The 26,391-nt window shown below is 61.9% G+C and carries 24 protein-coding genes; 9 read left to right on the top strand and 15 right to left on the bottom strand.

Annotated features, from left to right (window positions below; all coding sequences use genetic code 11):
- Positions 1-2: 2 nt before the first annotated feature.
- Positions 3-830 (top strand): isocitrate lyase/PEP mutase family protein, encoded by an 828-nt coding sequence (locus AB4N98_RS06585; protein ID WP_135196496.1) that lies wholly within the window; start codon positions 3-5, stop codon positions 828-830.
- A 3-nt stretch (positions 831-833) separates the two neighbouring features.
- Complete coding sequence (locus AB4N98_RS06580; protein WP_267864229.1) at positions 834-1,532, top strand: extensin-like domain-containing protein; 699 nt, start codon at positions 834-836, stop codon at positions 1,530-1,532.
- Between the two features lie 3 nt (positions 1,533-1,535).
- Here AB4N98_RS06580 and AB4N98_RS06575 read toward each other — a convergent pair whose 3' ends face one another.
- The gene (locus AB4N98_RS06575) at positions 1,536-2,156 is read right to left on the bottom strand and encodes a hypothetical protein (protein ID WP_017529722.1); all 621 of its coding nucleotides are present in this window, start codon (positions 2,154-2,156) and stop codon (positions 1,536-1,538) included.
- Between the two features lie 96 nt (positions 2,157-2,252).
- On the opposite strand from AB4N98_RS06575, the gene AB4N98_RS06570 reads away from it, so the two are divergent.
- Complete coding sequence (locus AB4N98_RS06570) at positions 2,253-3,035, top strand: class I SAM-dependent methyltransferase (protein ID WP_065877172.1); 783 nt, start codon at positions 2,253-2,255, stop codon at positions 3,033-3,035.
- 3 nt (positions 3,036-3,038) lie between these two features.
- Here AB4N98_RS06570 and AB4N98_RS06565 read toward each other — a convergent pair whose 3' ends face one another.
- A complete protein-coding gene (locus AB4N98_RS06565) occupies positions 3,039-3,674 on the bottom strand; it encodes a TetR/AcrR family transcriptional regulator (protein WP_068934100.1) in 636 nt (211 codons plus the stop codon).
- Positions 3,675-3,767: 93 nt separating this feature from the next.
- Between AB4N98_RS06565 and AB4N98_RS06560 the strand changes: the two genes are divergently transcribed.
- From AB4N98_RS06560 to AB4N98_RS06550, 3 genes are read left to right on the top strand one after another with little or no spacing between them, the layout of a single operon-like run.
- Positions 3,768-4,868 (top strand): efflux RND transporter periplasmic adaptor subunit, encoded by a 1,101-nt coding sequence (locus AB4N98_RS06560; RefSeq protein WP_065877171.1) that lies wholly within the window; start codon positions 3,768-3,770, stop codon positions 4,866-4,868.
- Between the two features lie 6 nt (positions 4,869-4,874).
- Positions 4,875-7,940: an efflux RND transporter permease subunit gene (locus tag AB4N98_RS06555; protein WP_065877170.1), complete on the top strand. Its 3,066-nt coding sequence runs from the start codon at positions 4,875-4,877 to the stop codon at positions 7,938-7,940.
- Between the two features lie 2 nt (positions 7,941-7,942).
- Entirely contained in the window at positions 7,943-8,536 is a 594-nt protein-coding gene (locus AB4N98_RS06550; RefSeq protein ID WP_065877169.1) for a LysE family translocator, read from the top strand.
- Positions 8,537-9,020: 484 nt separating this feature from the next.
- Here the strand turns inward: AB4N98_RS06550 and AB4N98_RS06545 are convergent, their stop codons facing one another.
- The 3 genes from AB4N98_RS06545 to plsB are packed head-to-tail and all read right to left on the bottom strand — an operon-like array spanning position 9,021 to position 12,689.
- Positions 9,021-9,710: a DUF4197 domain-containing protein gene (locus AB4N98_RS06545; protein ID WP_017529716.1), complete on the bottom strand. Its 690-nt coding sequence runs from the start codon at positions 9,708-9,710 to the stop codon at positions 9,021-9,023.
- Between the two features lie 22 nt (positions 9,711-9,732).
- Positions 9,733-10,134, bottom strand: a complete 402-nt coding sequence (locus tag AB4N98_RS06540) for a YbaY family lipoprotein (protein ID WP_065877168.1) — start codon at positions 10,132-10,134, stop codon at positions 9,733-9,735.
- A gap of 50 nt (positions 10,135-10,184) precedes the next feature.
- On the bottom strand, positions 10,185-12,689 hold the full coding sequence (gene plsB / locus AB4N98_RS06535) for a glycerol-3-phosphate 1-O-acyltransferase PlsB (protein ID WP_116078334.1): 2,505 nt from the start codon (positions 12,687-12,689) through the stop codon (positions 10,185-10,187).
- Positions 12,690-12,874: 185 nt separating this feature from the next.
- Here plsB and AB4N98_RS06530 point away from each other — a divergent pair, with 185 nt between their 5' ends.
- The gene (locus tag AB4N98_RS06530; protein WP_017529713.1) at positions 12,875-13,084 is read left to right on the top strand and encodes a cold shock domain-containing protein; all 210 of its coding nucleotides are present in this window, start codon (positions 12,875-12,877) and stop codon (positions 13,082-13,084) included.
- Positions 13,085-13,229: 145 nt separating this feature from the next.
- Here the strand turns inward: AB4N98_RS06530 and AB4N98_RS06525 are convergent, their stop codons facing one another.
- From AB4N98_RS06525 to AB4N98_RS06510, 4 genes are all read right to left on the bottom strand, one after another.
- A complete protein-coding gene (locus tag AB4N98_RS06525; RefSeq protein ID WP_017529712.1) occupies positions 13,230-13,607 on the bottom strand; it encodes a hypothetical protein in 378 nt (125 codons plus the stop codon).
- 54 nt (positions 13,608-13,661) lie between these two features.
- On the bottom strand, positions 13,662-14,471 hold the full coding sequence (locus AB4N98_RS06520) for a putative RNA methyltransferase (RefSeq protein ID WP_065877165.1): 810 nt from the start codon (positions 14,469-14,471) through the stop codon (positions 13,662-13,664).
- Positions 14,471-15,622, bottom strand: a complete 1,152-nt coding sequence (gene dapE / locus AB4N98_RS06515) for a succinyl-diaminopimelate desuccinylase (RefSeq protein ID WP_017529710.1) — start codon at positions 15,620-15,622, stop codon at positions 14,471-14,473. The genes AB4N98_RS06520 and dapE overlap by 1 nt, the downstream gene beginning before the upstream one ends.
- Before the next feature lie 112 nt (positions 15,623-15,734).
- Complete coding sequence (locus tag AB4N98_RS06510; RefSeq protein ID WP_017529709.1) at positions 15,735-18,326, bottom strand: glycosyltransferase; 2,592 nt, start codon at positions 18,324-18,326, stop codon at positions 15,735-15,737.
- A gap of 217 nt (positions 18,327-18,543) precedes the next feature.
- Between AB4N98_RS06510 and tcdA the strand changes: the two genes are divergently transcribed.
- Positions 18,544-19,353, top strand: a complete 810-nt coding sequence (gene tcdA / locus AB4N98_RS06505; protein ID WP_065877359.1) for a tRNA cyclic N6-threonylcarbamoyladenosine(37) synthase TcdA — start codon at positions 18,544-18,546, stop codon at positions 19,351-19,353.
- A 3-nt stretch (positions 19,354-19,356) separates the two neighbouring features.
- On the opposite strand, the gene AB4N98_RS06500 is transcribed toward tcdA, so the two are convergent.
- The 4 genes from AB4N98_RS06500 to AB4N98_RS06485 all read right to left on the bottom strand — a co-directional run bounded on the left by AB4N98_RS06500 (position 19,357) and on the right by AB4N98_RS06485 (position 22,416).
- Positions 19,357-19,770, bottom strand: coding sequence for a SufE family protein (locus AB4N98_RS06500; RefSeq protein WP_065877163.1), 414 nt, complete (start codon positions 19,768-19,770; stop codon positions 19,357-19,359).
- The gene (locus tag AB4N98_RS06495; RefSeq protein WP_068937595.1) at positions 19,767-20,972 is read right to left on the bottom strand and encodes an aminotransferase class V-fold PLP-dependent enzyme; all 1,206 of its coding nucleotides are present in this window, start codon (positions 20,970-20,972) and stop codon (positions 19,767-19,769) included. The genes AB4N98_RS06500 and AB4N98_RS06495 overlap by 4 nt, the downstream gene beginning before the upstream one ends.
- 68 nt (positions 20,973-21,040) lie before the next feature.
- Positions 21,041-22,075 carry a 2,3,4,5-tetrahydropyridine-2,6-dicarboxylate N-succinyltransferase gene (gene dapD / locus AB4N98_RS06490; protein ID WP_017529705.1) on the bottom strand — a complete coding sequence of 345 codons (1,035 nt, stop codon included), beginning with the start codon at positions 22,073-22,075 and terminating at the stop codon, positions 21,041-21,043.
- 32 nt (positions 22,076-22,107) lie between these two features.
- Positions 22,108-22,416 carry an arsenate reductase gene (locus AB4N98_RS06485; RefSeq protein WP_460149536.1) on the bottom strand — a complete coding sequence of 103 codons (309 nt, stop codon included), beginning with the start codon at positions 22,414-22,416 and terminating at the stop codon, positions 22,108-22,110.
- 266 nt (positions 22,417-22,682) lie between these two features.
- Here AB4N98_RS06485 and AB4N98_RS06480 point away from each other — a divergent pair, with 266 nt between their 5' ends.
- On the top strand, positions 22,683-24,326 hold the full coding sequence (locus tag AB4N98_RS06480) for a Na+/H+ antiporter (RefSeq protein WP_065877161.1): 1,644 nt from the start codon (positions 22,683-22,685) through the stop codon (positions 24,324-24,326).
- A gap of 31 nt (positions 24,327-24,357) precedes the next feature.
- Here the strand turns inward: AB4N98_RS06480 and AB4N98_RS06475 are convergent, their stop codons facing one another.
- Positions 24,358-25,056: a M12 family metallopeptidase gene (locus AB4N98_RS06475; RefSeq protein WP_116078331.1), complete on the bottom strand. Its 699-nt coding sequence runs from the start codon at positions 25,054-25,056 to the stop codon at positions 24,358-24,360.
- Between the two features lie 113 nt (positions 25,057-25,169).
- Entirely contained in the window at positions 25,170-26,369 is a 1,200-nt protein-coding gene (gene dapC / locus AB4N98_RS06470; RefSeq protein ID WP_460149318.1) for a succinyldiaminopimelate transaminase, read from the bottom strand.
- Between the last annotated feature and the right edge of the window lie 22 nt (positions 26,370-26,391).

Raw genomic sequence — 26,391 nt, 5'->3', positions numbered from 1 at the left:
ACATGGATGCTCAAACCCTTCGCGCCGAAACCTTCAAGGCCCTGCACGAGCGTGACCGTGCGTTCGTCATGCCCAACCCATGGGACGCCGGCTCCGCCGTGATGCTGGCCAGCCTGGGTTTCGAAGCGTTGGCCACCACCAGTGCCGGCTATGCGTTCAGCCTGGGGCGCCCGGACGCGGAAGGCGCGCTGTCCCTGGAAGATACCTTGCTCAATGCCTCGATGATCGCCAACGCCACCGCGTTGCCGGTAGCGGCCGATCTGGAAAACGGCTTCGGCGACGCCCCCGATGACTGCGCCCGCACCATCCTGCGTGCCGCGGCCACCGGCATTGTCGGCGGCTCGATCGAAGATGCCACGGGTGTTGCCGTCGACCCGATCTATTCCTTCGACCTCTCTGTTGAACGTGTGGAAGCTGCTGTCGCGGCTGCCCGCAGCCTGCCATTCCCCTTCACCCTGACCGCCCGCGCGGAAAACCTCCTGCATGGCCGCCTGGATTTGCCCGACACTGTTCGCCGCCTGCAAGCCTACGCCGAGGCCGGTGCCGACGTGCTGTATGCGCCCGGCTTGCGCAGTGCCGAGGAAGTGCTGGCGGTGGTCAAGGCTGTGGCGCCCAAACCGGTGAATGTGTTGATGTCCGGCGGGCTCAAACTCAGCGTGGCGCAATTGAACTCGATGGGCGTCAAGCGCATCAGTGTCGGTTCGGCAATGGCGCTGGCGGCCTATGGCGAGTTTTATCGCGCGGCTCAGGAGGTTTATGAGTTGGGCACATTCAGTTTTACCGAGCGCTCGATGCCGTTCAGCCGGGCCAACCAGTTCTTCAAAGGTTAAGCCGTGCGTTTTTTCAACGTCATGGGGGCGCTGCTGGTGCTCGGCGGCGTTATTGCCGTTGGGGTCTGGCGCGGCTGGGTGCCGGTAGCGGATCAATGGAACCCCTGGGCGCCGCTGGATGTACGCGCCACCCCCAACCTGCTGACCCGCTACAAACTGGGGCGTCTGGCAAATGACCCCGCGTTGTGCGAACAGGTGCTGGAAACTTCCGGCCTGCATGTGAGCCATCAAGCTGATACGCCCTCCGACGTTGCCTGTCCCTTGCGCAATACCTTGCGCGTGCAGGGCGCGGCGGTCGGCTTGAGCGGCAGCTTTCTCGCCAGTTGCCCGTTGGCCGTGGCGTTCGCCCTGTTCGAGCGTCACAGCCTGCAACCGGCGGCCCAGGCGATATTTGGCCAGGCGGTGACGCGGGTCGATCATTTGGGCAGTTTTGCCTGTCGCAACATGTATAACCGTGCCGAAGGGCGGCTGAGCCAGCATGCCTCGGCCAACGCCTTGGATATAGCCGGGTTTCGCCTGGCGGATGGGCGCAGCATCAGCGTGCTCAAGGACTGGCCGGGGGAGGGCGACAAGGCGCGCTTCCTGCGACAGGTACGCGACAGCGCCTGTGATGATTTCAACGTGGTGTTGGGGCCAGACTACAACGCCGCGCACCGCAACCATTTCCACCTGGACATGGGCCCCTGGTGGGTGTGTCGCTGAAGGTCAGGCGGCCAGGCGCAGGTTCTGGGTGACCAGCGGGCGTGCCCAATGGTAGTCAAAGTCCAGGGCCTGTTGTTGCGCCAGCAGCTCCTCGGTCGGGTACGGCGTGGCGGGAGGTGGCAGCAGGTCCAGCTCGAACTCGGCAATCGGCAGATGCAATGGGCGTGGTTGCGGCGCCGGGCCTGGCTCGGGCAATGGCTGGCCGGCGCTCAGCACGATGGGGCGTACCCAACCGCTTTCAAAATTCTGCTGGCGTTGCTGGGCAACGATCTCTTCTTGCGGGAATGGCGTGGCGGCCGGTGGCAGCAACTCGGTGTCGAATTCGGCGATGGGCAGGAACAGCGGCTCAGGCGGGGCGATGATGGTGTCTTTCACGTCGCACTCACGCTGGGTGAGGATCTGCGCCAGCAGGTCGGCGCCTTCGCTGGGTTCTACCGCCGGGTCCATCGCAGCCGACGCCTGGGCAGCCGGCACGCCTGGCGTATCGCCAAGCTGCTCGGCCAACGCGCGGGCGAAGAAGTCCTGCCACACATGGCTCACCCCGGCCAGCGCTTGGGTATTGCGCAGGCCGTAGTGGTTGTGGGTCGGCAGTACACCGATGGTTAGGGGGAGAATGTCTGACATTTTTTTCGGTCGACGCTCAGCTCTGGCAAAATACCTGACTGTGATTTTTATCGGCCGTTGTTTGCCGATCCTTAATATTTTTGAGCGTAGCGATTGATGAGCGAACATCCAGCGGCCAGCCGCATCCAGGTCGAGGCTTTGGCCGAAGGTTTCCAGGCTCGCGCCGAGCAATGGGCTTCGTTGCTTGGTCTGCCTTTACAGCTCGCGGATGCGGAGTTTTCCCTGCAGGTCGGGGAACATGGCCTGCAACTGCAACAGCTCGGGCCTGACGCACCGGGGCCGGTGCGTGTGGACTTTGTCGAGGGTGGCGCCGCGCACCGGCGTTTATACGGTGGCGGCAGCGGGCAGATGATCGCCAAGGCCGTTGGCGTTGCCCAAGGCGTGCGCCCACGCGTACTGGATGCCACGGCCGGCCTGGGCAAGGATGCGTTCGTACTGGCCAGCCTCGGTTGCGACATGAGCCTGATCGAACGCCAGCCGCTGATCGGCGCCTTGCTTGAAGACGGCCTGGCGCGCGGCGCGGAGGATTTCGAAGTGGCGCCCATCGTGGCACGCATGAAGCTGCTCAAGGGCAACTCCATCGAGGTGATGCGTCATTGGGAAGGCGAGCCGCCGCAGGTTATCTACCTCGACCCCATGTTCCCTCATCGTGAGAAAACTGCCCTGGTGAAGAAAGAAATGCGCCTGTTCCGGCCGTTGGTGGGCGATGATCCGGACGCGCCGGCCCTGTTGGCCGCGGCACTGGCCCTGGCCAGCCACCGCGTGGTGGTCAAGCGCCCACGCAAGGCGCCCTGCATCGAAGGGCCCAAGCCGAGCCATGCGCTGGATGGCAAGTCCAGCCGCTATGACATCTATCCGAAGAAAGCGCTCAAGCCTTGATGTTCAAGGCCTGTAGGCCCGCATAAACAACCCCACCACGTCCTGCACATGCGCTTCGGCGGCATCTTCAGTCAGTTGCCCGCCGCAGCCATACAGCAAGCAGAAATTCGCCGTGCCCTTGAGCAGGCAAAAAAAGTGCTCGGCGGCCTTAAAGGGTTTGTCGATGCTCAGGGCGCCGCTTTGGTCGATCTTACCGAGCAGGCGCTCCATGCCTTGCAGCATGCGCATCGGGCCGGCTTCGAAAAAGATCCGCGACAGTTTCGCGTCCTGATTGCCGGTGGTCATCATCAGGCGATGCAGGTTGACCGACTCCTCACTGTTGATCAGGCGATGAAAGCCCCGTGCGATGTTCAACAGCACCGTCTTGACGGGCATGCCGTCGGGCAGCTCGAAGTACATGACCGGTAATTGCTCTTCGCACTTGGCCACGACGGCGGCGGTGAATAGCGTCTCTTTGTCGGTGAAGTGGCTGTAGACGGTCAGTTTCGATACGCCGGCTTCAAGGGCCACGGCATCCATGCTGGTGTTGGCGTAACCATGACTCAAAAACAGAAATTTCGCTGCTTCGAGGATCGCCTGGCGTTTTGCCATGTCCTTGGGGCGCCCGGGGCTGTTGGTGTTCAATGGATTGTCGGACATTTTCACCTTTAATACTGGACTGGTGAGTTTGGTATTAATAACATACTGGCCAGTATAATTATTCCTAGCTCCATTTGCGAAAGGTCCTTCAGCATGCGCAGTACTTTCCTGCCCCTTGCGTTGCCTGTCAGCCTGGTCTTCCTATTGGCCGCCTGCGGCCATGAAGAAGCGGCCCAGACCACCGTCCGCCCGGCCATGGTGGTGCAGCCGCAGCCATCGGCGCAGTCGACGGACAGCTACCCCGGCGAAGTACGTGCCCGCTATGAACCGGACCTGGCCTTTCGCATCGGCGGCAAAGTCAGCAAACGGTTGGTGGAAGAGGGCGAGCGCGTCAAGGCCAACCAAGCCCTGGCGGAACTCGACCCCCAGGACGTGCGCCTGCAATTGGAAGCCACCCGTGCCCAAGTGGCCGCCGCCGAGGCCAACCTGAGCCTGGTGCGCGCTGAACGTGACCGCTACAAAACCCTGATGGACCGTCAGATGGTCAGCCGTTCGCAGTACGACAATTCCGAAAACCTCTACCGATCCGGTGAAGCGCGCCTCAAGCAGATCAAGGCCGAGTTCGATGTGGCCAGCAACCAGGCCGGTTATGCCGTGCTTCGTGCGCCGCAGGACGGTGTGGTTGCCAAACGTGCGGTGGAAGTCGGCCAGGTGGTGTCCGCCGGGCAAACCGTGTTCACCCTGGCCACCGATGGCGAGCGGGAGGTCCTGATCAGCCTGCCGGAGCAGGGGTTTGGCCGCTTCAAGATCGGCCAGCCGGTGGCGGTGGAGTTGTGGAGCCAGCCGGACCAGCGCTTTGCCGGGCGCATTCGTGAGCTGTCACCGGCTGCCGATCCCAAGTCGCGCACGTTTGCTGCACGCGTTGCGTTCACCGGTGGCAAGGTGCCGGCGGAACTGGGCCAGAGCGCCCGCGTATTTATCCAGGCCGACGGTGTTATTCCACTGTCGGTGCCGTTGTCGGCCCTCAGCGCGGAGAATGGCGCGTCCTACGTTTGGCGTGTGCAGCCGGACAACACCCTCAAGCGCGTGCCGGTGCGTATCGGCGCGTTCGGCGAAAAAACCGTCCCGGTGCTGGAAGGCCTGACCCCCACCGACTGGGTAGTCGCGGCGGGCGTGCACGTGCTCCACGAGGGCCAGCAAGTGCGCCCGGTGGATCGCTCCAACCGTGTGGTCAATCTAGCGGCCAAGGAGTAGTCCCTGATGGGTTTCAATCTTTCCGAATGGGCGTTGCGTAATCGCCAGATCGTACTGTTCCTGATGATCCTGCTGGCGGTGGTCGGCACTTTGTCCTACACCAAACTGGGGCAAAGCGAAGACCCGCCGTTCACCTTCAAGGCCATGGTGATCAAGACCAACTGGCCGGGTGCTACCGCCCAGGAAGTCTCGCGCCAGGTCACCGAGCGCATCGAGAAAAAACTGATGGAGACCGGCGAGTACGAACGCATCGTTTCGTTTTCGCGTCCCGGTGAGTCCACGGTCACCTTCATTGCTCGCGACTCCATGCACTCCGTGCAGATTCCCGAGTTGTGGTACCAGGTGCGCAAGAAAATCAGCGACATCCGCCAGACCTTGCCGCCGGACATCCAGGGGCCGTTTTTCAACGATGAATTCGGTACCACCTTCGGCAACATCTATGCCCTGACTGGCGACGGCTTCGACTACGCCGTGCTCAAGGACTACGCCGACCGCATCCAGATTCAACTGCAACGTGTGCCGGATGTGGGCAAGGTCGAACTGCTTGGCCTACAGGACGAGAAGATCTGGATCGAACTGTCCAACCTCAAGCTCGCTACCCTCGGCCTGCCGTTGGCGGCGGTGCAGCAGGCGTTGCAGGAGCAGAATGCGGTGTCCACCGCCGGCTTCTTTGAAACCCCGAGCGAGCGCGTGCAACTGCGCGTGTCGGGTAACTTCAAAACGGTGGAAGAGATCCGTAACTTTCCGATTCGCGTCGGCGACCGCACCTTCCGCATTGGCGATGTGGCCGACATCCATCGGGGTTTCAATGACCCACCGGCGCCGCGCATGCGTTATATGGGCGCGGATGCCATCGGCCTGGCCGTGGCCATGCGCGACGGCGGCGACATTCTGGTACTGGGCAAGGCCCTTGAGGGTGAATTCGCACGCCTGCAGAAGAACCTTCCGGCCGGCATGGAGCTGCGCAAGGTATCGGACCAACCGGCAGCGGTGAAAACCAGTGTCGGAGAGTTCGTCCAAGTGTTGGCCGAGGCCTTGGCGATTGTCTTGCTGGTGAGCTTCTTCTCCCTTGGCGTACGCACCGGCATGGTGGTGGCCCTGGCGATTCCGCTGGTGTTGGCGATGACCTTTGCCACCATGTATTACCTCGGCATCGGCCTGCACAAGATCTCTCTCGGTGCGCTGGTATTGGCCTTGGGCCTGCTGGTGGACGACGCGATCATCGCCGTGGAAATGATGGCGATCAAAATGGAGCAGGGCTATGACCGGCTTAAAGCCGCGAGTTTCGCCTGGACCAGTACCGCCTTCCCGATGCTCACCGGTACGCTGATCACCGCCGCCGGCTTCCTGCCGATTGCCACCGCGCAATCCAGTACCGGCGAATACACGCGCTCTATTTTCCAGGTGGTGACCATCGCGTTGCTCGCCTCGTGGGTCGCCGCTGTGGTGTTTGTGCCGTATCTGGGGGAAAAGCTCCTGCCTGACCTGGCGAAGATTCACGCGGCCAAACACGGCGCGGATGGCCCTGACCCCTACGGCACACCGTTTTACCAGCGCGTCAGACGTTTGGTGGAATGGTGCGTGCGCCGGCGCAAAACCGTGATCGTGTTGACCTTGCTACTGTTTATCGGCTCGGTGGCCTTGTTCCGCTTTGTGCCGCAGCAGTTCTTCCCGGCTTCCGGTCGCCTGGAGTTGATGGTTGATCTGAAACTGGCCGAAGGCGCCTCCCTGAGCAACACCGCCGACCAGGTAAAACGTCTGGAAGGATTGCTCAAGGCCCACGCCGGCGTCGAAAACTATGTGGCCTATGTCGGCACCGGCTCGCCACGTTTCTACCTGCCCCTGGACCAGCAACTGCCGGCGGCCAGCTTCGCGCAGTTTGTAGTGCTGGCTAAAACCATCGAAGAACGCGAAGGCCTGCGTACCTGGTTGATCGAAACCCTCGACGAACAATTCCCCGCACTGCGCGGGCGCGTCACCCGGTTGGAGAACGGACCGCCTGTGGGTTATCCGGTGCAGTTTCGTGTAACCGGCGAGCACATCGAAGAGGTCCGCGCCCTGGCTCGGAAAGTGGCGGCCAAGGTCCGCGAAAATTCCCACGTCGCCAATGTGCATCTGGACTGGGAAGAACCGAGCAAAATCGTCTACCTGAATATCGACCAGGACCGCGCCAGGGCGTTGGGGGTCAGTACCGCCAACCTGGCCAAATTCCTGCAGAGCTCGCTGACCGGCTCCAGCGTCAGCCAGTACCGGGAAGACAACGAGTTGATCGAGATCCTGTTGCGCGGCACGGTTCATGAACGCACCGAGTTGTCGCTGCTGCCAAGCCTGGCCGTGCCGACCGACAACGGCAAAAGCGTCGCGCTGTCGCAGATCGCCACCCTCGAATACGGCTTCGAGGAGGGCATTATCTGGCACCGTAACCGCCTGCCGACCGTGACCGTGCGCGCCGATATCTATGGCAAGGAGCAACCGGCGACCCTGGTCCAGCAGATCCTGCCAACGCTCGCCGACGTACGTGCCGAACTGCCGGACGGTTATCAGCTGGAGGTCGGCGGCACCGTCGAAGACTCCGCCCGTGGGCAGAACTCGGTGAAGGCCGGGGTACCGCTGTTTATCGTGGTGGTGCTGACCTTGCTCATGCTGCAACTGCGCAGCTTCTCGCGCAGCGCCATGGTGTTCTTGACCGCGCCGCTGGGCCTGATCGGTGTGACGCTGTTCCTGCTGGTGTTCCGCCAGCCGTTCGGTTTCGTGGCGATGCTCGGCACCATCGCCCTGTCGGGCATGATCATGCGCAACTCGGTGATCCTGGTGGACCAGATCGAGCAAGACATCAAGGCCGGCCTGGCACCGTGGCAAGCCATTATCGAGGCCACCGTGCGGCGCTTTCGCCCGATTGTGCTGACGGCACTCGCGGCGGTGCTGGCGATGATCCCGCTGTCGCGCAGCGTGTTCTTCGGGCCGATGGCGGTAGCGATCATGGGTGGGTTGATTGTGGCGACGGCGTTGACACTATTGTTCCTGCCGGCGCTGTATGCTGCGTGGTTCCGAGTGAGGAAGGACGTCGCGTAATCATGTTGGCCACTGTTTCAGCCCTGTTGCTGCTGCTGCTCGCCCCAGGCCCCACCAATACCCTGTTGTTTCGCGCCGGGGTGTTGTTCGGGCTTCGGGCTTCGTGGCTGTTGGTGTTTATCGAATGCCTGGCGTACCTGCTCCAAGTGTCGGTGTGGGGCGTCGCGCTGCTCTACCTGGGGGCTTATTCACCTTGGGCATTGCAAGCGACGCAACTGGCCGCCGCCTGCTACCTGTTGTATGTCTCGTACAAGCTCTGGCAACGCAAAAACAGCGCCCTCGACCCACGGCACGACCGCTTCTCTGGGCTTTATTTTTTCTGGCTGACGGTCATGAACCCCAAGGGGCTGTTGATCGTATCCTTCATCGCGCCGGCCAGCACCTTTGCCACGCTGCAAGGTTATGTCACGTTCATGGGCACGCTGGCGCTGGTGGTGATACCGGTGGGGGCGGCCTGGATCGTGCTGGGCAGTCGCTTTGCAGGGATTCAAAAAACCTGGCTCACGCCGTTGAGGATCAATCGCGCAACGTCCGTGGCGATCGGTTGTTTTGCCACGCTCATGATGGGGCGGTTGGCCGAGGCGGTTATGCATTGATTGGCCGGCGTTTCACATGCTGATGCAAACACGCCTCAGGCCAGGTGGAACGTTCATGGGTTTCACTCCACTCAGATTTGCCTGATGGACAGGCACAGGTCTTGGTTCCGCCCGTTGGCGGCCGGCCTGATTTCACTGAGTTCAAGGAGTGTCAGATGTCGTTTTTCAGCGCAATTGCTGCGTTCAAGGGTGCATTTCTGGGGGCGTTGCTGGGTGGCTACTTGCCGCGCGAAGGCACTGCTCCAGCTTTACAGCAAAGACCAGGAGGCGAGGCTCATCGCCCCCATCCAACCCGGCCAGGTTATGGGCGGCCGCACCCCACGCGTCCCGCTTGTGCCACACCGCATCACCCGCATACGCACCCGATCAGCCATCCTCAATTGCCGAGCCGGCCGTTGTTTGCGTTGTTTAACCGCTAAGCGTCAGGCGTAAGACCACTGCGCCCAGTTTCGCAGGAAGCGGCCTGGGCGCAGTGAGGAAGGGGTTACAGCGCGCCGAACACCTTCTTCGCCAGGCTGGTGGCCGCCGCCGCCGGATTCTTGCGAATGGTTTCTTCCTGTTCGGCAATCATCTTGAACAAACCGTCCAGCGCCTGCTCGGTCACGTAGTTTTCGACGTTGGCGCTCTTGGCATCCACTGCGCCGAATGCCGCCGCCTTGCCTGCCAGGGCGTTGTACTGCTGAGCCACGCCGACCTTGTCGGTGGCGGCCTTGACGATGGGCAGGAACTTGGCGCGAATCTCTTCGCGGCTGGTTTTATTCAGGTACTGGGTTGCCGAGTCCTGGCCACCGCTGAGGATGCCCTTGGCGTCGGTGACGCTCATTTTTTTCACGGCATTGACCAGGATCGGCTGAGCCTGGGTCACTGCTGTTTCCGCCGCTTTGTTCATGCTGGTTTCCAGTTGCGTGACCTGGTCACCCATACCGAACATTTTCAGCTTGTCGGCGACTTTGCCCAACTTGCCGGGCAGGCCGATCTTGACCTCGGGGTTGTTGCTGAAGCCGCCGGGTGTGCCCAGTTGTTTCACGGCGATCTGTGCGCCTTGGGTGAGGGCATCCTTGAGGCCGCCGCTGGCGTCGCCTTGGGACAGGCTGCCAAGGTCCAGGGCCATGGCGTTGGCACCGAGCAGCAGGCCGGCACACAGGGCGGTAAGGCGAAGGGAGTTACGGAGCATGGGCGCTTCCTTATGATCGAATTCAGTGGGCCACGGCATCGACGCGCAGGCGCAGAGGTTGTGGGTCCTGGCCGTTGAGCTGAACAGCGTGCCGTTCGGTAGTGGTAAACAGTAGCTTGCCGTCCAGTTCGATGCGAGCGCTCACCGAATAAGTGTGGCCGGGCTTGACCTGCGCCGGGTCGTAGCTCAGGTGAAACGGCAGGGGCACCTGGCCTTTGACCGGGCCTTTCTGTTCGGCGAGGGTCACGGCCGGCGCGTCCATCAGGGATACGTCTTGCAGGCTGACGCTCAAGGTCGCGGCCGCAGGAAGAGCGATGCGTTGCAGGTAGAACACCTCGCCGTCGAGGCTTGCCTGGGGGGAGTGGTGCACGGATTGGCAGGCTCCAAGCAGGGCGGTAAGGCCCAGCAGGATAATTTTTTTCATGGTGCGGCTCCTTTCAATGGCGCCTGCATCCAACGGGCACCTGTTTAAATCTAGCGGGTTTCTTGCGCCTCGACTGACGCTTCGGCTGCGCCGTCCACACGGTGCAGGGCCACTTGGCGGATCGACAGGCGAATGTCGGCCGGCAACACGCGTTTGGCGGCGCCTTCGGCCAGTTCGCCGAGCAATGCGTGGTAGCTCAACTTGCCGGCTTCGTCGCGGCGCAGCACATCCTGCTCCAGCAACGTCTGAATAAAATGTCGGAAAAGGCTCTTATCGAAGAACTCCGGAGCATTGAGGCCATGCAGGATCGACAGGCGCTGGGCCATGATCGTGCACAGGTCCTCCAGTTCTTCGGCGCTGATACTGTTCTGGCCGCTGTTGAGCAGCAGCGAAATCGCCATGTAGAAGCGTTGCAGGGTCTGGGCGATGCTCTTGGACAGCAGCGTCAGCAACACGAAGTGCCGCGAACTCGGCGCCGGGCGCAGGTACACGTCTTTTTCGAAGCGCAGCAGGCCCTGTTCGACAAACGCTTGCAGCCACTGGTCGATGACCGCGTCGAGCTCTTCCAGCGACCAGCGAATAAACAGCTCCGATTGCAGGTACGGGTACAGCGCGTGGGTATAGCGCAGGATCTGCTCGCGGTTCATGCGCGAACTGCTCTGGAAGAAACTCGCCAGCAACGCCGGCAGGGCGAAGATGTGCAGCACGTTGTTGCGGTAGTAGGTCATCAGGACGGCGTTCTGCTCGTCCAGGTACAGGATCTTGCCCAGGGCGTCGCTCTGTTCCGACAGCAGGTTCATGTCCTTGACGTGCTTGATCAGCGCCAGGCCATCGCCTTCCGGCAGGGTGGTGTGCGGCGAATAAGGCACGCGGCGCAACAGCGCCAGGTACAGGTCCAACTGGCGGGCCATGGCCTGTTCGTCCAGGGCCAGGCGCGTGGTCGACAGCAGGGCCAGGGCCACCAGGTTCACCGGGTTCACCGCTGCGGCTTCGTTCAAGTGGCGGGCCACTTGTTCGCCGAGGCGGTTGGTGGTTTCGTTGAGCCAGGCCGGTTTGTAGTTCGGGCCCAGCTCCTGGGCGCGCCAGTCGGGTTGTTCGTTGTCGAGAAACTCAGCCAGCTTGATCGGCTCGCCGAAGTTGACCGCCACCTGGCCGAAACGCTGCTTGAGCGCGCCGACCACTTTGAAGATGTCGAAGATCGATTCTTTCTTCTTGCTCGCACCGCGCAACTCACCGAGGTAAGTACGGCCTTCCAGTACGCGTTCATAGCCGATATACACCGGCACGAACACAATCGGCATGCGCGAGGAGCGCAGGAAACTGCGCAGGGTAATCGCCAGCATCCCGGTTTTCGGCTGCAGCATGCGGCCGGTGCGCGAACGCCCGCCTTCCACGAAGTACTCCACCGGGAAGCCCTTGGTGAACAACGTGTGCAGGTATTCGTTGAACACCGAGGTGTACAGCGGGTTGCCCTTGAAGGTGCGGCGCATGAAAAACGCACCGCCACGGCGCAGCAGGCTGCCGATTACCGGCATGTTCAGGTTGATGCCGGCCGCGATATGCGGCGGCGTCAGGCCATTTTTGAACAGCAGGTACGACAGCAGCAGGTAGTCGATATGGCTGCGGTGGCAGGGTACGTAGATCACCTCATAGCCCTGGGCAACCTTTTGCACACCTTCGATGTTATTGACCTTGATGCCGTCGTAGATCTTGTTCCAGAACCAGCTCAGCACCACCTCCAAAAAGCGGATCGCGGTGTAGGTGTAATCCGAGGCGATTTCGTTGCCATAGCGCAGGGCCTGGGCCTTGGCTTTTTCCGGGCTGATTTTTTCGCGCTCGGCTTCATCAAGAATGGCCTGGCGCACCAGCGGCATATTCACCAGGCCCTTCACCAGGTTGCGGCGATGGGACAGGTCGGGGCCGATCACGGCGGTCTTCAGGTTACGAAAGTGCACACGCAGTATGCGTTGGGCCATGCGCACGGTGCGTTCGTGCCCTTTATTGTGCTCGATCAACTCACGCAGGTTGATAGGCGCAGAGAATTGCACACGGGTCTTGCGACCCAGGATCAGGATGCTTAACAAGCGGCGTAGACGGCCGGTGACGGCCCAGCTGTCGGCAAACAGCAGTTTCCACGGGCTGGACTCGCTCGCCGGGGTCTGCCCCCAGAACACACTGACCGGAATGATTTGTGCATTCTCTTCGGCGTGTTCGCTCAGGGTGTTGACCAGGCGGGTCAGGGTCGGCGGCGCGCCGCGCTTGTCCTGGCGGCCGAGCCAGTCGGGTTCCGGCGTGAGGTAGAAGAACGCTGCCGGTTCCATCAGCGGGCCTACCGATACCGGCAGCACCGGGCGCGGCAAGCCGGCCTTGGTGCACTCGGCATCGACCACGGCCAGCTCGGTGAGGGAGGGCGATTGCAGGACGTAAAACACCGGCCGGCTGCGGTCCAGGTTAAGGGTAAGGGACGACTGGTTGATCGTCTCCGAGCGAACCCAGAGGTACAACAGTCGGCGCAAGGTGCCAAATACCAGACGGCGGAACGGGGAGCGGGTCATAGGCGAGCTGCTTGAAGTGGAAAAAACCGAGCGGGCGCTCGGGCGGGTAGTGTGCCGTATTCGCCGAAAATCGGCAAAAAAGCAGCGATGTAAACTTGAGTTGATCGTTTTTGAGCCTGTCTTATACTCGGCAGTTCAACGCGAACCGGCTCAACAATAAAAAAACCGAAGGGGGAGTGAGACAAATGGCAACGCGCGAAACCGGGAATGTGAAGTGGTTCAACGATGCAAAAGGCTATGGGTTCATTCAGCGTGAAGACGGCAAGGATGTGTTCGTGCATTACCGCGCCATTCGCGGGGACGGGCATCGCTCGTTGGCCGAAGGCCAGCAGGTGGAATACGCCGTGGTGAGCGGTGAGAAGGGCTTGCAGGCCGAGGATGTGGTCGGTTTGTAATGCGGGCTTTTGTTACACCGCAGAACCCATGTGGGAGGGGGCTTGCTCCCGATGGCTGAGTGTCAGTCACTGAATACATTGACTGACCCACCGCCATCGGGAGCAAGCCCCCTTCCACATTTTTGATTGGGTGTTCAGCTTAAGATCAGGCGGTTTTCCAGGTGATCTGCTCTTCACCGTCTGCGCTGATGCGAATCCAGATGTCAGCGCTTTCCTCGCCTTCTTCCTCAATCCACGTGCCCGGTGCACAACGCACTTCGACGTTCAGCGCGGCAAAGGCCGCCCGGGCGCAGGCGATGTCGTCGTCCCACGGGGTCTGGTCGCTTTCCAGATACAGGCTGTTCCATTTGCCGACGGCCTTGGGCAGCCAGGTTACCGGCACATTGCCGGCCTTGCATTTGTAGGTCTGGCCCTTCTGGACCCAGTCGGTGCATGGGCCGAGGGCGGCGCCGAGCCAGGCGGCGATGGCCTTGTGGTCGACGTCAGCGTCCTTCAGGTAAATCTCGATATCGGGTTGGCGCATGGATGTTCCTCGTTGCGGGATTCGAAAATCCATTCGCGGATGTAGAAAAGTCGGTTATTGAAGCACGAAATAGTCGTAGCGCATCGACACGGTGACCAGCAGCGGCTCGGCAGCCTCGATCACCTCGCTACGGCGCTCGGCGCTGGCACGCCAGCCGTGGGGCGTCATGGCCAGCAGGTTGGCGCGGTCCTGGGGTTCATCCAGGCGCAGAGTGAATTCCAGGGTCTCGCTGTGCGCCAGGCTCATACCCTCGGGCACCAGGGCCAGGTGCTTGTCGTCGGTGTACTCGCGCACTTCGTCGTACAGGCGCTCGCGCAATTGCATCAGATGGCCGCGGGTGGGGCCGACCTTCATCAAGCCGCCGCCAGGGCTGAGCAGGCGCTTGGCTTCCTGCCAGTCCAGCGGGCTGAACACACTGGCAAGGAACTGGCAGCTGGCATCGGCCAACGGCACGCGGGCCATGCTGGCGATCAACCAGGTCAGCGCCGGGTTGCGCTTGCAGGCGCGCTTGACCGCTTCCTTGGAAATATCCAGCGCGTAACCGTCGGCCTGGGGCAGGGCGTCGGCGATTTGCGCCGTGTAGTAACCCTCGCCACAGCCGATGTCCACCCAGCGCTGCGGCGCGCGTTCGGCGGCCAATTGCGCCAGGCGCCTGGCCACCGGGGCGTAGTGCCCGGCGTTGAGGAAGTCGCGGCGCGCCTCGACCATGGCCAGGTTGTCGCCTGGATCGCGGCTGTTCTTGTGCTGCACCGGCAACAGGTTCAGGTAACCCTGGCGCGCGCGGTCGAAACGGTGCCCGGCCGGGCACGCCACGCCATTGTCTACCGCGTTGAGCGGGGCGCTGCAAATGGGGCAAGCGAGCATCAGGCGAGCAACTTGATCAGGGTCTGGTAGTAGATTTCGGTCAGCACATCGAGGTCGCTGGCGAGAATGCGCTCGTTGACCTGATGAATCGTCGCGTTGACCGGGCCCAACTCGACCACTTGGGTTCCGAGGGTGGCGATGAAACGCCCGTCCGAGGTGCCGCCGCTGGTGGACGCCTGGGTCTCGCGCCCGGTGATCGCCTTGATGCTGGCGGAGACGGCATCGAGCAACGCGCCCGGTTCGGTGAGAAACGGCAGGCCCGACAGCGCCCATTCCACGTGCCAGTCCAGGCCATGCTTGTCGAGGATCTGCGCGACGCGCTGTTGCAGGCCTTCGACGGTGGATTCGGTGGAGAAACGGAAGTTGAATACCGCCGTCAGGTCGCCGGGAATCACGTTGGTGGCCCCGGTGCCGGAGTTGAGGTTGGAGATCTGGAAGCTGGTCGGCGGGAAGAACCTGTTGCCGTCGTCCCAATGCTCCGCGGCCAATTCGGCCAGGGCCGGCGCGGCCAGGTGGATCGGGTTTTTCGCCAGGTGCGGGTAGGCCACGTGGCCTTGTACACCGCGCACGGTCAGGGTGGCGCCGAGTGAGCCACGGCGGCCGTTCTTGACCACGTCGCCCACCAGGGTAGTGCTCGACGGTTCGCCGACGATGCACCAGTCCAGGCGCTCTTTGCGCGCGGCCAGGCGTTCGATGACCGCTTTGGTGCCGTGGTGCGCCGGGCCTTCTTCATCGCTGGTGATCAGGAAGGCGACCGAGCCCTTGTGGTCCGGGTAGTCGGTGACGAAGCGCTCGGCAGCCACCAGCATCGCCGCCAGGCTGCCTTTCATGTCGGCCGCGCCACGCCCGCACAGCATGCCGTTTTCATCGATCAGCGCGTCGAACGGGTCGTTCTGCCAGGCCTGCACCGGGCCGGTCGGCACCACGTCGGTGTGGCCGGCAAAGCACAGCACCGGGCCTTCGTGTTTGCCATGGGTGGCCCAGAAATTGTCTACCTCGAAGATGCGCATCGGCTCCAGCGCAAAACCAGCGTCGCCCAGGCGCTGCATCATCAGCTTCTGGCAATCGGCGTCGATCGGCGTGACCGAGGGGCGCCGGATCAGGTCGATGGCAAGTTGAAGGGTCGGCGAAAGGTCGGCATGGGCCGTCATGGGGGAAACTCCGGAAAGCGTATTTGGGAGAGCCGGGCGGGCGCACAAAAGGGCCGTTATCTTATAGCAAAACGGCGGCCAAGGGCCGCCGTTTAGTGCATTGCGCAAGTTTTTACAGCGCGCTTGCAGGCTCCACTGCGGCCGCCGGTTTGGGCAGCGACGACAGGAACGCCATGATCAACGCCGCCACATACGGCAGCGATTGCACCAGCAGCATCACCACCCAGAAGCGCATGTCATTGCTCGGCAGGCCCTGCACCAGGTAGATCCCCAGCGCCGCGCCCCACAACAGCAGCATGATGAACATCTCTTCGCGGGCTTCGGAAATAGCCACCCAGAAGCCGTGGTTATCCGCGTTTTTCGGTGTACGAAAGAACGGAATACTGCTGGTGAAGAAGCCATACAGCACCGCCTTGGCGATGGTGTGGGACAACGCCAAGCCGGCCAGGGCCGCGCAGAACGCGTCCTTGAGGTTTACGCCTACCGCACGGCGGTACAGGAAGATGATCTTGCCCACCTTGAACACGAACAACGCCAGGGGCGGGATCGCGAAAATCAGCAGCGGCGGGTCGACCCGCGTCGGCACGATGATCATCGCCGCCGACCACAACAGCGCACCGACGGTAAAGAAGATGTTCATGCCATCCGCCACCCACGGCAACCAGCCCGCGAGGAAGTGGTAGCGCTGGCCACGGGTCAGCTCGGTGTCCTTGCCGCGCAAGAGGCTGGCGGTGTGACGCTTGATGATTTGGATCGCGCCGTAGGCCCAGCGGAAACGCTGTTTCTTGAAGTCGATAAAGGTGTCCGGCATCAGGCCTTTGCCGTAGCTGTCGTGGTAATACGCGGCCGACAGGCCTTTCTCGAATACGCGCAGGCCCAATTCGGCGTCTTCACAGATGCACCAGTCGGCCCAGCCCAGTTCTTCGAGCACCGAACGACGGGTCATGGTCATGGTGCCGTGCTGGATGATCGCGTCGCGGTCGTTACGGGTGACCATGCCGATATGGAAGAAGCCTTTGTATTCCGCGTAGCAGAGCTTCTTGAAGGTGCTTTCGTTCTGGTCGCGGTAATCCTGCGGCGACTGCACCACGGCGATTTTCGGGTCGGCGAAGTGCGGCACCATGTGCTTGAGCCAGTTTGGCGACACGCAGTAGTCCGAGTCGATCACCGCGATCACTTCGGCATCCTTGGCCGTGTGCGGGATCAGGTAGTTCAGTGCGCCGCCCTTGAAACCGGCCAGCGGGGCGACGTGGAAGAACTTGAAGCGCGGGCCCAGGGTTTCGCAGTAGTCGCGCACCGGTTCCCAAACGGCAGGGTCCTTGGTGTTGTTGTCGATGATCAGGACTTCGTAGTCCGGGTAATCGAGGGCGGCCAGGGCATCGAGGGTCTGTTTGACCATTTCCGGCGGTTCGTTGTAGCACGGCACGTGGATCGACACTTTCGGGCGGTAGTGCGAATCCCCTTCAACCGGCAGGAATTCACGCCGACGCTTGTGGGTCCACACCGCTTCGGCCAGTTCGTGGGCTTCGGTGAGCAGCACGATAAATACGCCCAGGGCGCCGAGCGCCAGGAGGATACCCACGGTGACGCTGAACCAGGTGCTGTATTGCTGACTGTAGTCGTAGCCGATCCACACCAGCACCGAACCGCACAGGAACGCAATAAACGTCAGGAAGGTACGGCCACGTTGGCGCAGGGCCGAGCCGTCGATCATCAGCAACGTCAGGGACAGCAGCGCGAGCACCACCGAGCCGATGGCCAGCACGCGCCATTGCGGGATCGCGACCACAGGCCCTTCAAAGTTGAATTTCTGCTGGCGCGCAGCGTTGAACACCCCCCAATAGGCGCCTGCCGAACCTTCGTCGCTGACTTTCCACGGCTGATCGAAGGCCTCGATCACGAAGTAGTTGTAGCCCTGGCGATTAAGCTTGTTCACCAGGGTGCGTAGGTAAATCGCCTGGTCTGCGGGGGACGTTTCGTTGCCACCGCGCATGCGTCCGTTACTCGGCCAGCCCACTTCCGACAGCAGCAACGGCTTTTTCGGGAACAGTTTCTTCAGGTCCTTGGCACGGTCAAGTACGTACTGGCCGGCCTTGTCCATCGGGATGAACTCCCAGAACGGCAGGATGTGCGCGGCGATCAGGTCGACGTGCTTGGCCAGTTGCGGGTTTTTTTCCCAGATGTGCCATTGCTCGGAGGTGGTCACCGGCACTTTCACGGCGGCGCGCACGCGGTCCAGCAGCACGATCAGTGCCTCTGGGGTGATCTCTTCACGGAACAGCGCTTCGTTACCCACCACCACTCGTACGACGCTGCGCGAGGTGTTAGCGATCTCGATGGCGCGCTGGATCTCGCGTTCGTTGCGTTCCAGGTCCGGGCTGATCCAGATCCCGAGGGTCACGCGCAGGCCGAACTCTTCCGCCAGCTTGGGGATGTCCCCCAGGGTGCCGTCGACCGAATAGGTGCGGATGTTGTCCGTCAGCTTGCTCATGATCGCAAGGTCCTGACGCATCTGCTCATCGGTGGGGTACTGGTTTTTCTGCGGGTACTGGCCTTGCTGGAACGGCGAGTAGGAAAACCCCGAGATCTGCTCAGGCCAGTTGGGAGCGGTGACCGGGCGGTTGATCAGCGCCCAGAAGCCGGTGAACAGCGCGGCAATTGCCAGCACCACCACCAGGTTGAGTCCAAATTTACGCGATGCCATGGTTATGTCGGGTTCCAAAAGGTGTGGAACGAAAAGAGGTGCCGGCCTGCGCCGAACGGCGCGCATCCTACACCGGCCTTTCCCCGAGCGTACAGCAGACAGAGAAAAGCCGGACGTTAGTCAGCGAAAGACCATCTAAGTTCTTTACTTGTAGCTTGTCGTTTCGAACTTGTCGCTGCGTAGTCCATAATGCGCGCCGGTTTTTGGGGTAATGGTCATGAGTACAGAAGATCCGCGGTTTGCAGGCGTCGCCCGCTTGTATGGCATTGAAGGCCTGGAGCGCTTGAAAGCGGCCCACGTGGCGATCGTCGGTGTCGGCGGCGTAGGCTCCTGGGCAGCCGAGGCCATGGCCCGTTGCGGGGTGGGTGAAATTTCGCTGTTTGACCTCGATGACGTCTGCGTGAGCAACAGCAACCGCCAGTTGCACGCGCTGGACAGCACCGTGGGCAAGCCCAAGGTCGAGGTGATGGCCGAGCGCCTGCGCGGCATCAACCCGGACTGCACGGTGCATGCGGTGGCGGATTTCGTGACCCGCGACACCATGGCCGAGTACATCACCCCAAACATCGATTGCGTGATCGACTGCATCGACGCCGTTAACGCCAAGGCCGCGCTGATTGCCTGGTGCAAGCGTCGCAAGATCCAGATCATCACCACTGGCGGCGCCGGCGGGCAAATCGACCCGACGCTGATCCAGGTGTGCGACCTGAACCGCACCTTCAACGACCCGCTGGCTTCGAAAGTGCGCTCTACGTTGCGCCGCGACTATGGTTTCTCCCGCACCGTGACCCGCCATTACAGCGTGCCGTGCGTGTTTTCCACCGAGCAACTGCGTTATCCCAAGCCGGACGGCAGCATCTGTTTGCAGAAGAGTTTTGTCGGTGACGGGGTGAAGCTGGACTGCGCCGGTGGGTTTGGCGCGGTGATGATGGTCACGGCGACCTTCGGCATGGTGGCGGCCACCAAGGCGGTGGACAAGATTGTCGCCGGGGTGCGCCGGCCTTCAGAGCGGGTCAAGCCCGCCTGAATGTCAGTGTGGCGAGTGGCTGAGTTCGCGCATGCGCTGCAGGACGGCATTCAAGCCATTGCTGCGCGACGGCGACAGCTGGCGCGAAAGCCCCAGTTGGTTGAACCAGTCAGGCAAATCCACCGCCTGCAACTCAGCCGCCGACAACCCATTAACCCGCGCCAGCAATAACGCCACCAGCCCCCGGATCATTCGCGCATCACTGCTGGCGGCAAACTGCCAATGGCCGTCGTGCAAGCGCCCTACCAACCACACCAGGCTTTCGCAGCCCTGCACCAGGTTGGCATCGACCTTCTCTTCATCGGCCAAGGCGGGCAGACGCTCGCCCCATTGCATCAGCAGGCGCGCACGTTGTTCCCAACTGCCGACTGACTGGAATGCCGCCAGCGCCGCGACTGCGTCGATTGGCACGCTCATCGCAACATATCCAGCGCCTGGTCCAGTGCGTCAAAGAAGCGCTCCAAGTCGTCTGAATCGTTGTACAGCGCCAGGGATACACGGATCGCTCCTGACAAATGCAGCGCTTTGAACAGCGGCATTGCACAGTGATGGCCGGCACGCACGGCGATGCCTTGTTCGGTCAGCAGGTGCGCAAGGTCGGCGTTATGCACGCCTTCTACCACAAAGCTGACCAACGCCACCTGCGGCGCGCCCAGCACGTGCACGCCATTGCGCGCTTTCAAGCCGCGTAAGAGGTAGTCGTGCAGGGCGGCTTCGTGGGCCACGACGGCCTGCTGGTCCAGTGAACTCAGGTAATCGAGGCTCGCGCCCAAGCCGATCACGCTGGCGATCGGCGGCGTGCCGGCTTCGAAGCCCAGCGGCGCGGGGCGAAAGCTCGCGCTGTGGTAGTCGGCCTGTTGCACCATCTCGCCGCCGAATTGCCAGTGACGCAGATGATGCAGGGCTTCGTTGCGGCCATACAGCACGCCGACGCCGTCGGGGCCGTAGAGCTTGTGGCTGGAAAACACATAAAAGTCGCAGCCCAGCGCCTGCACATCGTGGCGGCCATGGACGATACCCTGGGCCCCGTCGATCACGCTCAGGGCGCCGTGGGCCTTGACGCGCGCGAGCAGGGCTTCCAGCGGTTGCCAGGCGCCGAGTACGTTAGAGAGCTGGCTCACCGCCAGCAGGCGCGTACGTGGGCCGATCAGCTCGGCGGCGGCATGCAGGTCGATCACGCCGTCATCGCCCAGTGGCAACACCACCAGTTGCAGCGCGCGGCGTTTGGCCAGTTGCTGCCAGGGCAGCAGGTTGGCGTGGTGTTCCAGGGCGCTGATCACAATCTCATCGCCCGCATTGAATAAGTGCTCAAGGCCGTAAGCCAAGAGGTTCAGCGCAGAGGTCGCGCCGTGAGTAAACACGATTTGCCCGGTGTCGCCTGCATTCAGCCACTGCGCAACCTTGCTGCGACTGTCCTCGAAGGCCTGGGTGGCATGAGCCCCAGGCAAATGCTGGGCACGGTGCACATTGGCTGCGCCATTGGCGTAGTAATGGCTGATGGCATCCAGCAGGGCTTGGGGTTTTTGCGTGGTGGCGGCGTTATCCAGATAGGTCTGGTCTTGCCGTTGCAGGGTGGCGATGGCCGGGAAATCGGCGCGCCAGGGGGAGGGCACAAGCATGGTGGTCAAGACTCGTATAAACGGGCCGCCCCGGAAGGCGCGGCCCGTTAGTGGCATCGAGTGGCTGCTTAGTTGTGAGCGTGCAGCGCTTCGTTCAGTTCGATCGCCGATTTGTGGGTTTTGCACTCCACGGCACCGGTCTCGGAGTTACGGCGGAACAGCAGGTCCGGCTGGCCGGCCAGTTCGCGCGCCTTGACTACCTTGACCAGTTGGTTTTTCTCGTCGAGCAGTGCGACCTTGGTGCCGGCGGTGACGTACAGGCCCGACTCCACGGTGTTGCGGTCGCCCAACGGGATACCGATACCGGCGTTGGCGCCGATCAGGCAGCCTTCGCCAACCTTGATCACGATGTTGCCGCCGCCCGACAGGGTGCCCATGGTGGAGCAACCGCCGCCCAGGTCCGAACCCTTGCCGACGAACACGCCGGCCGACACACGGCCCTCGATCATGCCCGGGCCTTCGGTGCCCGCGTTGAAATTGACGAAGCCTTCGTGCATCACGGTGGTGCCTTCGCCTACATAGGCACCCAGGCGCAGGCGGGCGGCATCAGCGATACGCACACCGGCCGGCACCACGTAGTCGGTCATTTTCGGGAATTTGTCCACCGAGAACACTTCCAGCAGGTCGCCACGCAGGCGCGCTTCGAGCTGGCGCTCGGCCAGTTCCGCGATGTCGATCGCGCCCTGGCTGGTCCAGGCCACGTTCGGCAACTGTGGGAACACACCGGCCAGGTTCAGGCCGTGAGGCTTGACCAGGCGATGGGACAGCAGGTGCAGTTTGAGGTAGGCCTCAGGGGTGGAGGTCAGCGCGGTGTCTTCGGCCAGCAGAGTGGCGACCAGCGGCGTGTGGCTTTCGGCCAGGCGGCTCAGCAGGGCCGCTTGGGCAGCATCGACGCCTTTAAGTGCGTCAGCCAGTTGCAGGGCCTGGGTCACGGTGAAGGTGATGGCCTGGTTGCCTTGGGTGTAACCGAGGATCGGTGCGATAGCCGCCACGATTTCAGCCGATGGGTTGAGCAACGGTTGTGCGTAAAACACTTCCAGCCAAGCACCTTGGCGGTTCTGAGTGCCGACGCCGAAGCCCAGGCTGAACAGGGAATTGGACATGCTGTTACCTCTACAAAAATGGAAGGGCTGGCCTACTTGAGGGCCGCCGAATAACTTTCTGGCTTGAAGCCAATCAGGGTTCTGTTACCGAGATCGAGCACTGGGCGCTTGATCATCGAGGGTTGTGCGAGCATCAATTCAATGGCTTTCGACTGATCGAGATCGGCTTTGCGTTCGTCTTCGAGTTTGCGAAAGGTGGTGCCCGCACGGTTCAACACCACCTGCCAACCGTGCTCGTTGCACCATTGGGTCAAGTGTTCGCGGTCGATACCGGCCGTTTTGTAGTCGTGGAATTCATAGCTCACCGCGTGCTCATCGAGCCACGTGCGCGCCTTTTTCATGGTGTCGCAGGCTTTGATGCCGAAAAGGTGCAAGGTTTTGCTTGAAGCGGTCAAGGAATTGCCCCCTTTTGGACTGATGAAAACGAAAGGTTACGGATTATGCCACGACCAGCGGCTTTGGGTGCCGATCGTCCTGCGCGCTGCGACTTTTGTGCAAAAGCCATCGCGTAGCCTGGGTGGGTACCATAGCCGGGAAATATGGCACTTCAACGGCTACGTGTTGCCTGATGTGTCGTAGTAAGTCGATTGTCCGGGAAATCCGCGTTATGCAAACCGCCTACACCGTTCTTATCCTGCTGATGCTGGTCAGCGTTTCGCGTTTGGTGGGGCGTGTCATCCCGCTGCCGCTACCCCTGGTGCAAATTGCCGCCGGCGCCTTGCTGGCCTGGCCCACGCTGGGGTTGCATGTGGCGCTGGACCCGGAGTTGTTTCTGTTTCTGTTCTTGCCGCCATTGCTGTTCTCCGACGGTTGGCGCATGCCCAAGCGCGAGTTGTGGCGCCTGCGCGGGCCGATCCTGACGTTGGCGGTGGGGCTGGTGCTGTTTACCGTGGTGGGTGCCGGTTACTTCATCCATTGGCTATTGCCTACCATCCCTTTACCGGTCGCCTTCGCCCTGGCGGCGGTTTTATCACCGACAGATGCCGTAGCGGTGTCGGCCATTTCCCAGAACCGTTTGCCCAAGCCGTTGATGCATATGCTTCAGGGCGAGGCGCTGATGAATGACGCGTCGGGCCTGGTGACGTTCAAGTTCGCCCTGGCGGCGGCGTTGACTGGGGTGTTTTCCCTTGCCGACGCCAGCCTGACCTTTGTATTGGTAGCGGTGGGCGGCCTGGCGGTTGGTGTAGCGCTGAGCTGGCTGGTCGGTCGTTTGCGAGCCTGGATGATCGCCCGTGGTTGGGATGATCCTGCGACCCATGTGGTGTTCATGTTGTTGCTGCCATTTGCCGCGTATGTATTGGCTGAGCGTCTGGGGGCCTCGGGGATTCTGTCGGCGGTGGCGGCGGGCATGATGCAAAGCTGGCTCGACCTGCTGCCACGCCAGACGAGCACGCGCCTGCTCAACCGCAGCGTGTGGGCGTTGTTGGAGTTTGCGTTCAATGGCTTGATCTTCTTGCTGCTGGGCCTGCAATTACCGGACATTATCAAGGCCGTGGTGAGCCATGAGTCGACGCTGTGGCCGGCGCTGCTCTATCGCGGCCTGGAGGTGCTGGGGATCTTCCTGGTGCTGGTGGTATTGCGTTTTATCTGGGTGCAGAGCATCTGGCGGTTGTCGGGGTTATTGCGTCGCCTGCGGGGGAAAAGCGAGCTGACATTGGTGCCCACTGCGCGATCCTGTTGGCTCTTGACGGTCGGCGGTGTGCGCGGTGCCGTGACCTTGGCGGGTGTGATGTCGGTGCCGTTGTTGCTGGCGCCGGGCAAAGACTTTCCCGAGCGCGATTTGCTGATTTTTATTGCCGCCGGCGTGATCCTGTTTTCGTTGGTCGCCGCCTGCATCGCCTTGCCATTGTTACTGCGCGGCATCGAAAAGAGCCCCGACGAGAAGCGGCATAACGAAGTGCGTGAAGCCTGGAAAAAAACCGCCGTGGCCGCGATTCATGCCCTTGAAGCTGAAGAGCCTGGCGAAAGTGAAACCCCGGACGCCGCCCAGGCCGCGCTGGCCGCCGAACTCAAGGCGCGGCTGATGTCGGAATATCGCCATCAGTTGGACGTGTTCAACGACTCGGCCGAAGCCCAGGCGCTGGCGCGTCAGATGGATTTGCTGGAGCGAAAGTTGCGACTCAAGGCCCTGCGCGCGCAACGCTTGGAGCTTTACAGCCTGAGCCGTCATCACCAGATCGGTGATGACGTATTGCGCGAAGTGTTGGCGGATCTGGATATGAGCGAGGCGAATCTGGGCGTGATGAAATAGCGGCCGGCAGGCTCTGCACGCCGTCAGGGGGTCAGCTGTACAGCCTGCGCGCGATGGCTTTGTCGCCGTCAGAAAGCCAGTGTTGGGTATCGACACCTTTGGCGTCGTGGGTTACGTAACCGGGGTACGCGTAGTGCATGACGGATCGACTGTCATAGCGTGTGACCTCCAACCGATCACCCACCGGCAGTTCCAGGATCTGGCTATAGACCAGTTCTCTGGGGAACTGATCACTGGCGTAAGCCTTGTAGATCGCGGGTTTGTTCCAGTTGATCGTGTGCTCGGGGTTCTGGTGTTCGTGCAGCAGCCCCAGGGCATGTCCGAACTCGTGCAAAACAGTTGCGCGAAATGTCTTCGAGTCATCGTTGCGCTCCAAATGCATCGTGGGCTCGTTCAGGGGGATGTTGCCCGCGTCGGTGCCGATCACGGACCAGTTTCCCTTCAGACTTTCGTCGTCGCAAATGCGGATATCACCCTCTCTGCTTCTGACGATGCGAAATTGCAGGGCCGGAGTGTTGTGGGCCCACTCCTGGATTGCATCTACCGCCAAGGCGGTGCTTTTTTGATCTTTCAAATCCAACGAAACGGTAATAACGCCGGGAGGCCAGAGCTTGCGGTTATCGGCCAGGCCTCTTTTCACTCGCGAGGTGCCGGCAGAAGCTGGCGGTTCGTGGTCGATGGGCGACAGGTTGGAAGGGAGGTTGACCGAGTGTTGGGATGTCAGACGCATGCGTTCTACTCTTGTGGTAATGCGCCGAGTAGTGGCAAGCGCGTGGCAGCTGGTTCCCTGTGCTATCGCGCCGGGCGCCCGCACTGCATTGCACAGTGCGGGTTTTGCAAGGGTTACGACCTGCGCTGAATAAACGCGCGAATCCGTTCAGCCGCTTCGACGCACTCGGCCAGCGGCGCAACCAGTGCCAGGCGCACTCGCCCGGCGCCCGGGTTGAAGCCGTCCACTTCGCGCGACAGATACGAGCCCGGCACCACGGTCACGTGTTCCTCCACGAACAGGTCACGGCAGAAGGCGGCGTCGTCGCCATTCACATTCGGCCACAGGTAAAAACCGCCGTCGGGGTGTTGCACGTCCAGCACCGGCTTGAGGATCGCCAGCACGGCGTCGAATTTCTCGCGGTACAGGTCGCGGTTGGCCTGTACGTGGGCCTCGTCCTGCCAGGCGGCGATGCTGGCCAACTGGGTTTGTACCGGCATCGCGCAGCCATGGTAGGTGCGGTAGAGCAGGAAGGCCTTGAGGATATCGGCATCACCGGCGACAAAACCAGAACGCAGGCCGGGCAGGTTGGAACGCTTGGACAGGCTGTGAAATACCACGCAACGCTTGAAGTCCTGGCGACCCAGTTCAACGCAGGCGCTCAGCAGGCCCGGCGGCGGGGTTTGTTCGTCGAAGTACAGCTCGCTATAGCACTCGTCGGCGGCGATGACGAAGTCGTATTCGTCGGCCAGGGCGATGAGTTTTTTCAGGGTCTCGACCGGGATCAGTGCACCGGTCGGGTTACCGGGGGAGCACAGGAACAGGATCTGGCAGCGTTTCCAGATATCCGCCGACACCGCATCAAAGTCCGGGTTGAAGCCATTTTTGTCCAGGCAAGGCAGGTAGTGTGGCTTGGCCCCGGCCAGGAACGCGGCGCCTTCATAGATTTGGTAGAAGGGGTTCGGGCTGACCACCAATGCATTGTCGCCACGGTTGACCACGGTCTGGGTGAAGGCGAACAGCGCTTCGCGAGTGCCATTGACCGGCAGGATATGGCGCGCCGGGTCCAGCCACCCCTTGGGCACATCGAAGCGGCGTTCGCACCAGGCGCCGATGGCCTCGCGCAAGGCCGGGGTGCCCAATGTGGTGGGGTATACCGCCATCTGGTCGAGGTTGTTGCTGAGCGCCTCGGCGACAAAGGTCGGCGACTTGTGCTTGGGCTCGCCGATGGACAGCGCAATCGGGCGCTTGTCCGGGTTCGGTGTGACGCTGCCGAGCAGGGCGCGCAGTTTCTCGAATGGGTAGGGCTGCAGCTGGTTCAGGGCGTTGTTCATGGGAATCTCGTGCAAGGCGTTA

The sequence above is a fragment of the Pseudomonas sp. S3_E10 genome, assembly GCF_054667615.1.
The sequence above is the reverse complement of the archived record's forward strand: the minus strand, read 5'-3'. Positions and strand labels throughout refer to the sequence as shown.

Coding starts and splice junctions, on each gene's coding strand:
- AB4N98_RS06585 (WP_135196496.1), top strand. CDS start 3: ATGGATGCTCAAACCCTTCGCGCCGAAACCTTCAAGGCCCTGCACGAG.
- AB4N98_RS06575 (WP_017529722.1), bottom strand. CDS start 2,156: ATGTCAGACATTCTCCCCCTAACCATCGGTGTACTGCCGACCCACAAC.
- AB4N98_RS06570 (WP_065877172.1), top strand. CDS start 2,253: ATGAGCGAACATCCAGCGGCCAGCCGCATCCAGGTCGAGGCTTTGGCC.
- AB4N98_RS06565 (WP_068934100.1), bottom strand. CDS start 3,674: ATGTCCGACAATCCATTGAACACCAACAGCCCCGGGCGCCCCAAGGAC.
- AB4N98_RS06560 (WP_065877171.1), top strand. CDS start 3,768: ATGCGCAGTACTTTCCTGCCCCTTGCGTTGCCTGTCAGCCTGGTCTTC.
- AB4N98_RS06555 (WP_065877170.1), top strand. CDS start 4,875: ATGGGTTTCAATCTTTCCGAATGGGCGTTGCGTAATCGCCAGATCGTA.
- AB4N98_RS06550 (WP_065877169.1), top strand. CDS start 7,943: ATGTTGGCCACTGTTTCAGCCCTGTTGCTGCTGCTGCTCGCCCCAGGC.
- AB4N98_RS06545 (WP_017529716.1), bottom strand. CDS start 9,710: ATGCTCCGTAACTCCCTTCGCCTTACCGCCCTGTGTGCCGGCCTGCTG.
- AB4N98_RS06540 (WP_065877168.1), bottom strand. CDS start 10,134: ATGAAAAAAATTATCCTGCTGGGCCTTACCGCCCTGCTTGGAGCCTGC.
- plsB (WP_116078334.1), bottom strand. CDS start 12,689: ATGACCCGCTCCCCGTTCCGCCGTCTGGTATTTGGCACCTTGCGCCGA.
- AB4N98_RS06530 (WP_017529713.1), top strand. CDS start 12,875: ATGGCAACGCGCGAAACCGGGAATGTGAAGTGGTTCAACGATGCAAAA.
- AB4N98_RS06525 (WP_017529712.1), bottom strand. CDS start 13,607: ATGCGCCAACCCGATATCGAGATTTACCTGAAGGACGCTGACGTCGAC.
- AB4N98_RS06520 (WP_065877165.1), bottom strand. CDS start 14,471: ATGCTCGCTTGCCCCATTTGCAGCGCCCCGCTCAACGCGGTAGACAAT.
- dapE (WP_017529710.1), bottom strand. CDS start 15,622: ATGACGGCCCATGCCGACCTTTCGCCGACCCTTCAACTTGCCATCGAC.
- AB4N98_RS06510 (WP_017529709.1), bottom strand. CDS start 18,326: ATGGCATCGCGTAAATTTGGACTCAACCTGGTGGTGGTGCTGGCAATT.
- tcdA (WP_065877359.1), top strand. CDS start 18,544: ATGAGTACAGAAGATCCGCGGTTTGCAGGCGTCGCCCGCTTGTATGGC.
- AB4N98_RS06500 (WP_065877163.1), bottom strand. CDS start 19,770: ATGAGCGTGCCAATCGACGCAGTCGCGGCGCTGGCGGCATTCCAGTCA.
- AB4N98_RS06495 (WP_068937595.1), bottom strand. CDS start 20,972: ATGCTTGTGCCCTCCCCCTGGCGCGCCGATTTCCCGGCCATCGCCACC.
- dapD (WP_017529705.1), bottom strand. CDS start 22,075: ATGTCCAATTCCCTGTTCAGCCTGGGCTTCGGCGTCGGCACTCAGAAC.
- AB4N98_RS06485 (WP_460149536.1), bottom strand. CDS start 22,416: ATGAAAAAGGCGCGCACGTGGCTCGATGAGCACGCGGTGAGCTATGAA.
- AB4N98_RS06480 (WP_065877161.1), top strand. CDS start 22,683: ATGCAAACCGCCTACACCGTTCTTATCCTGCTGATGCTGGTCAGCGTT.
- AB4N98_RS06475 (WP_116078331.1), bottom strand. CDS start 25,056: ATGCGTCTGACATCCCAACACTCGGTCAACCTCCCTTCCAACCTGTCG.
- dapC (WP_460149318.1), bottom strand. CDS start 26,369: ATGAACAACGCCCTGAACCAGCTGCAGCCCTACCCATTCGAGAAACTG.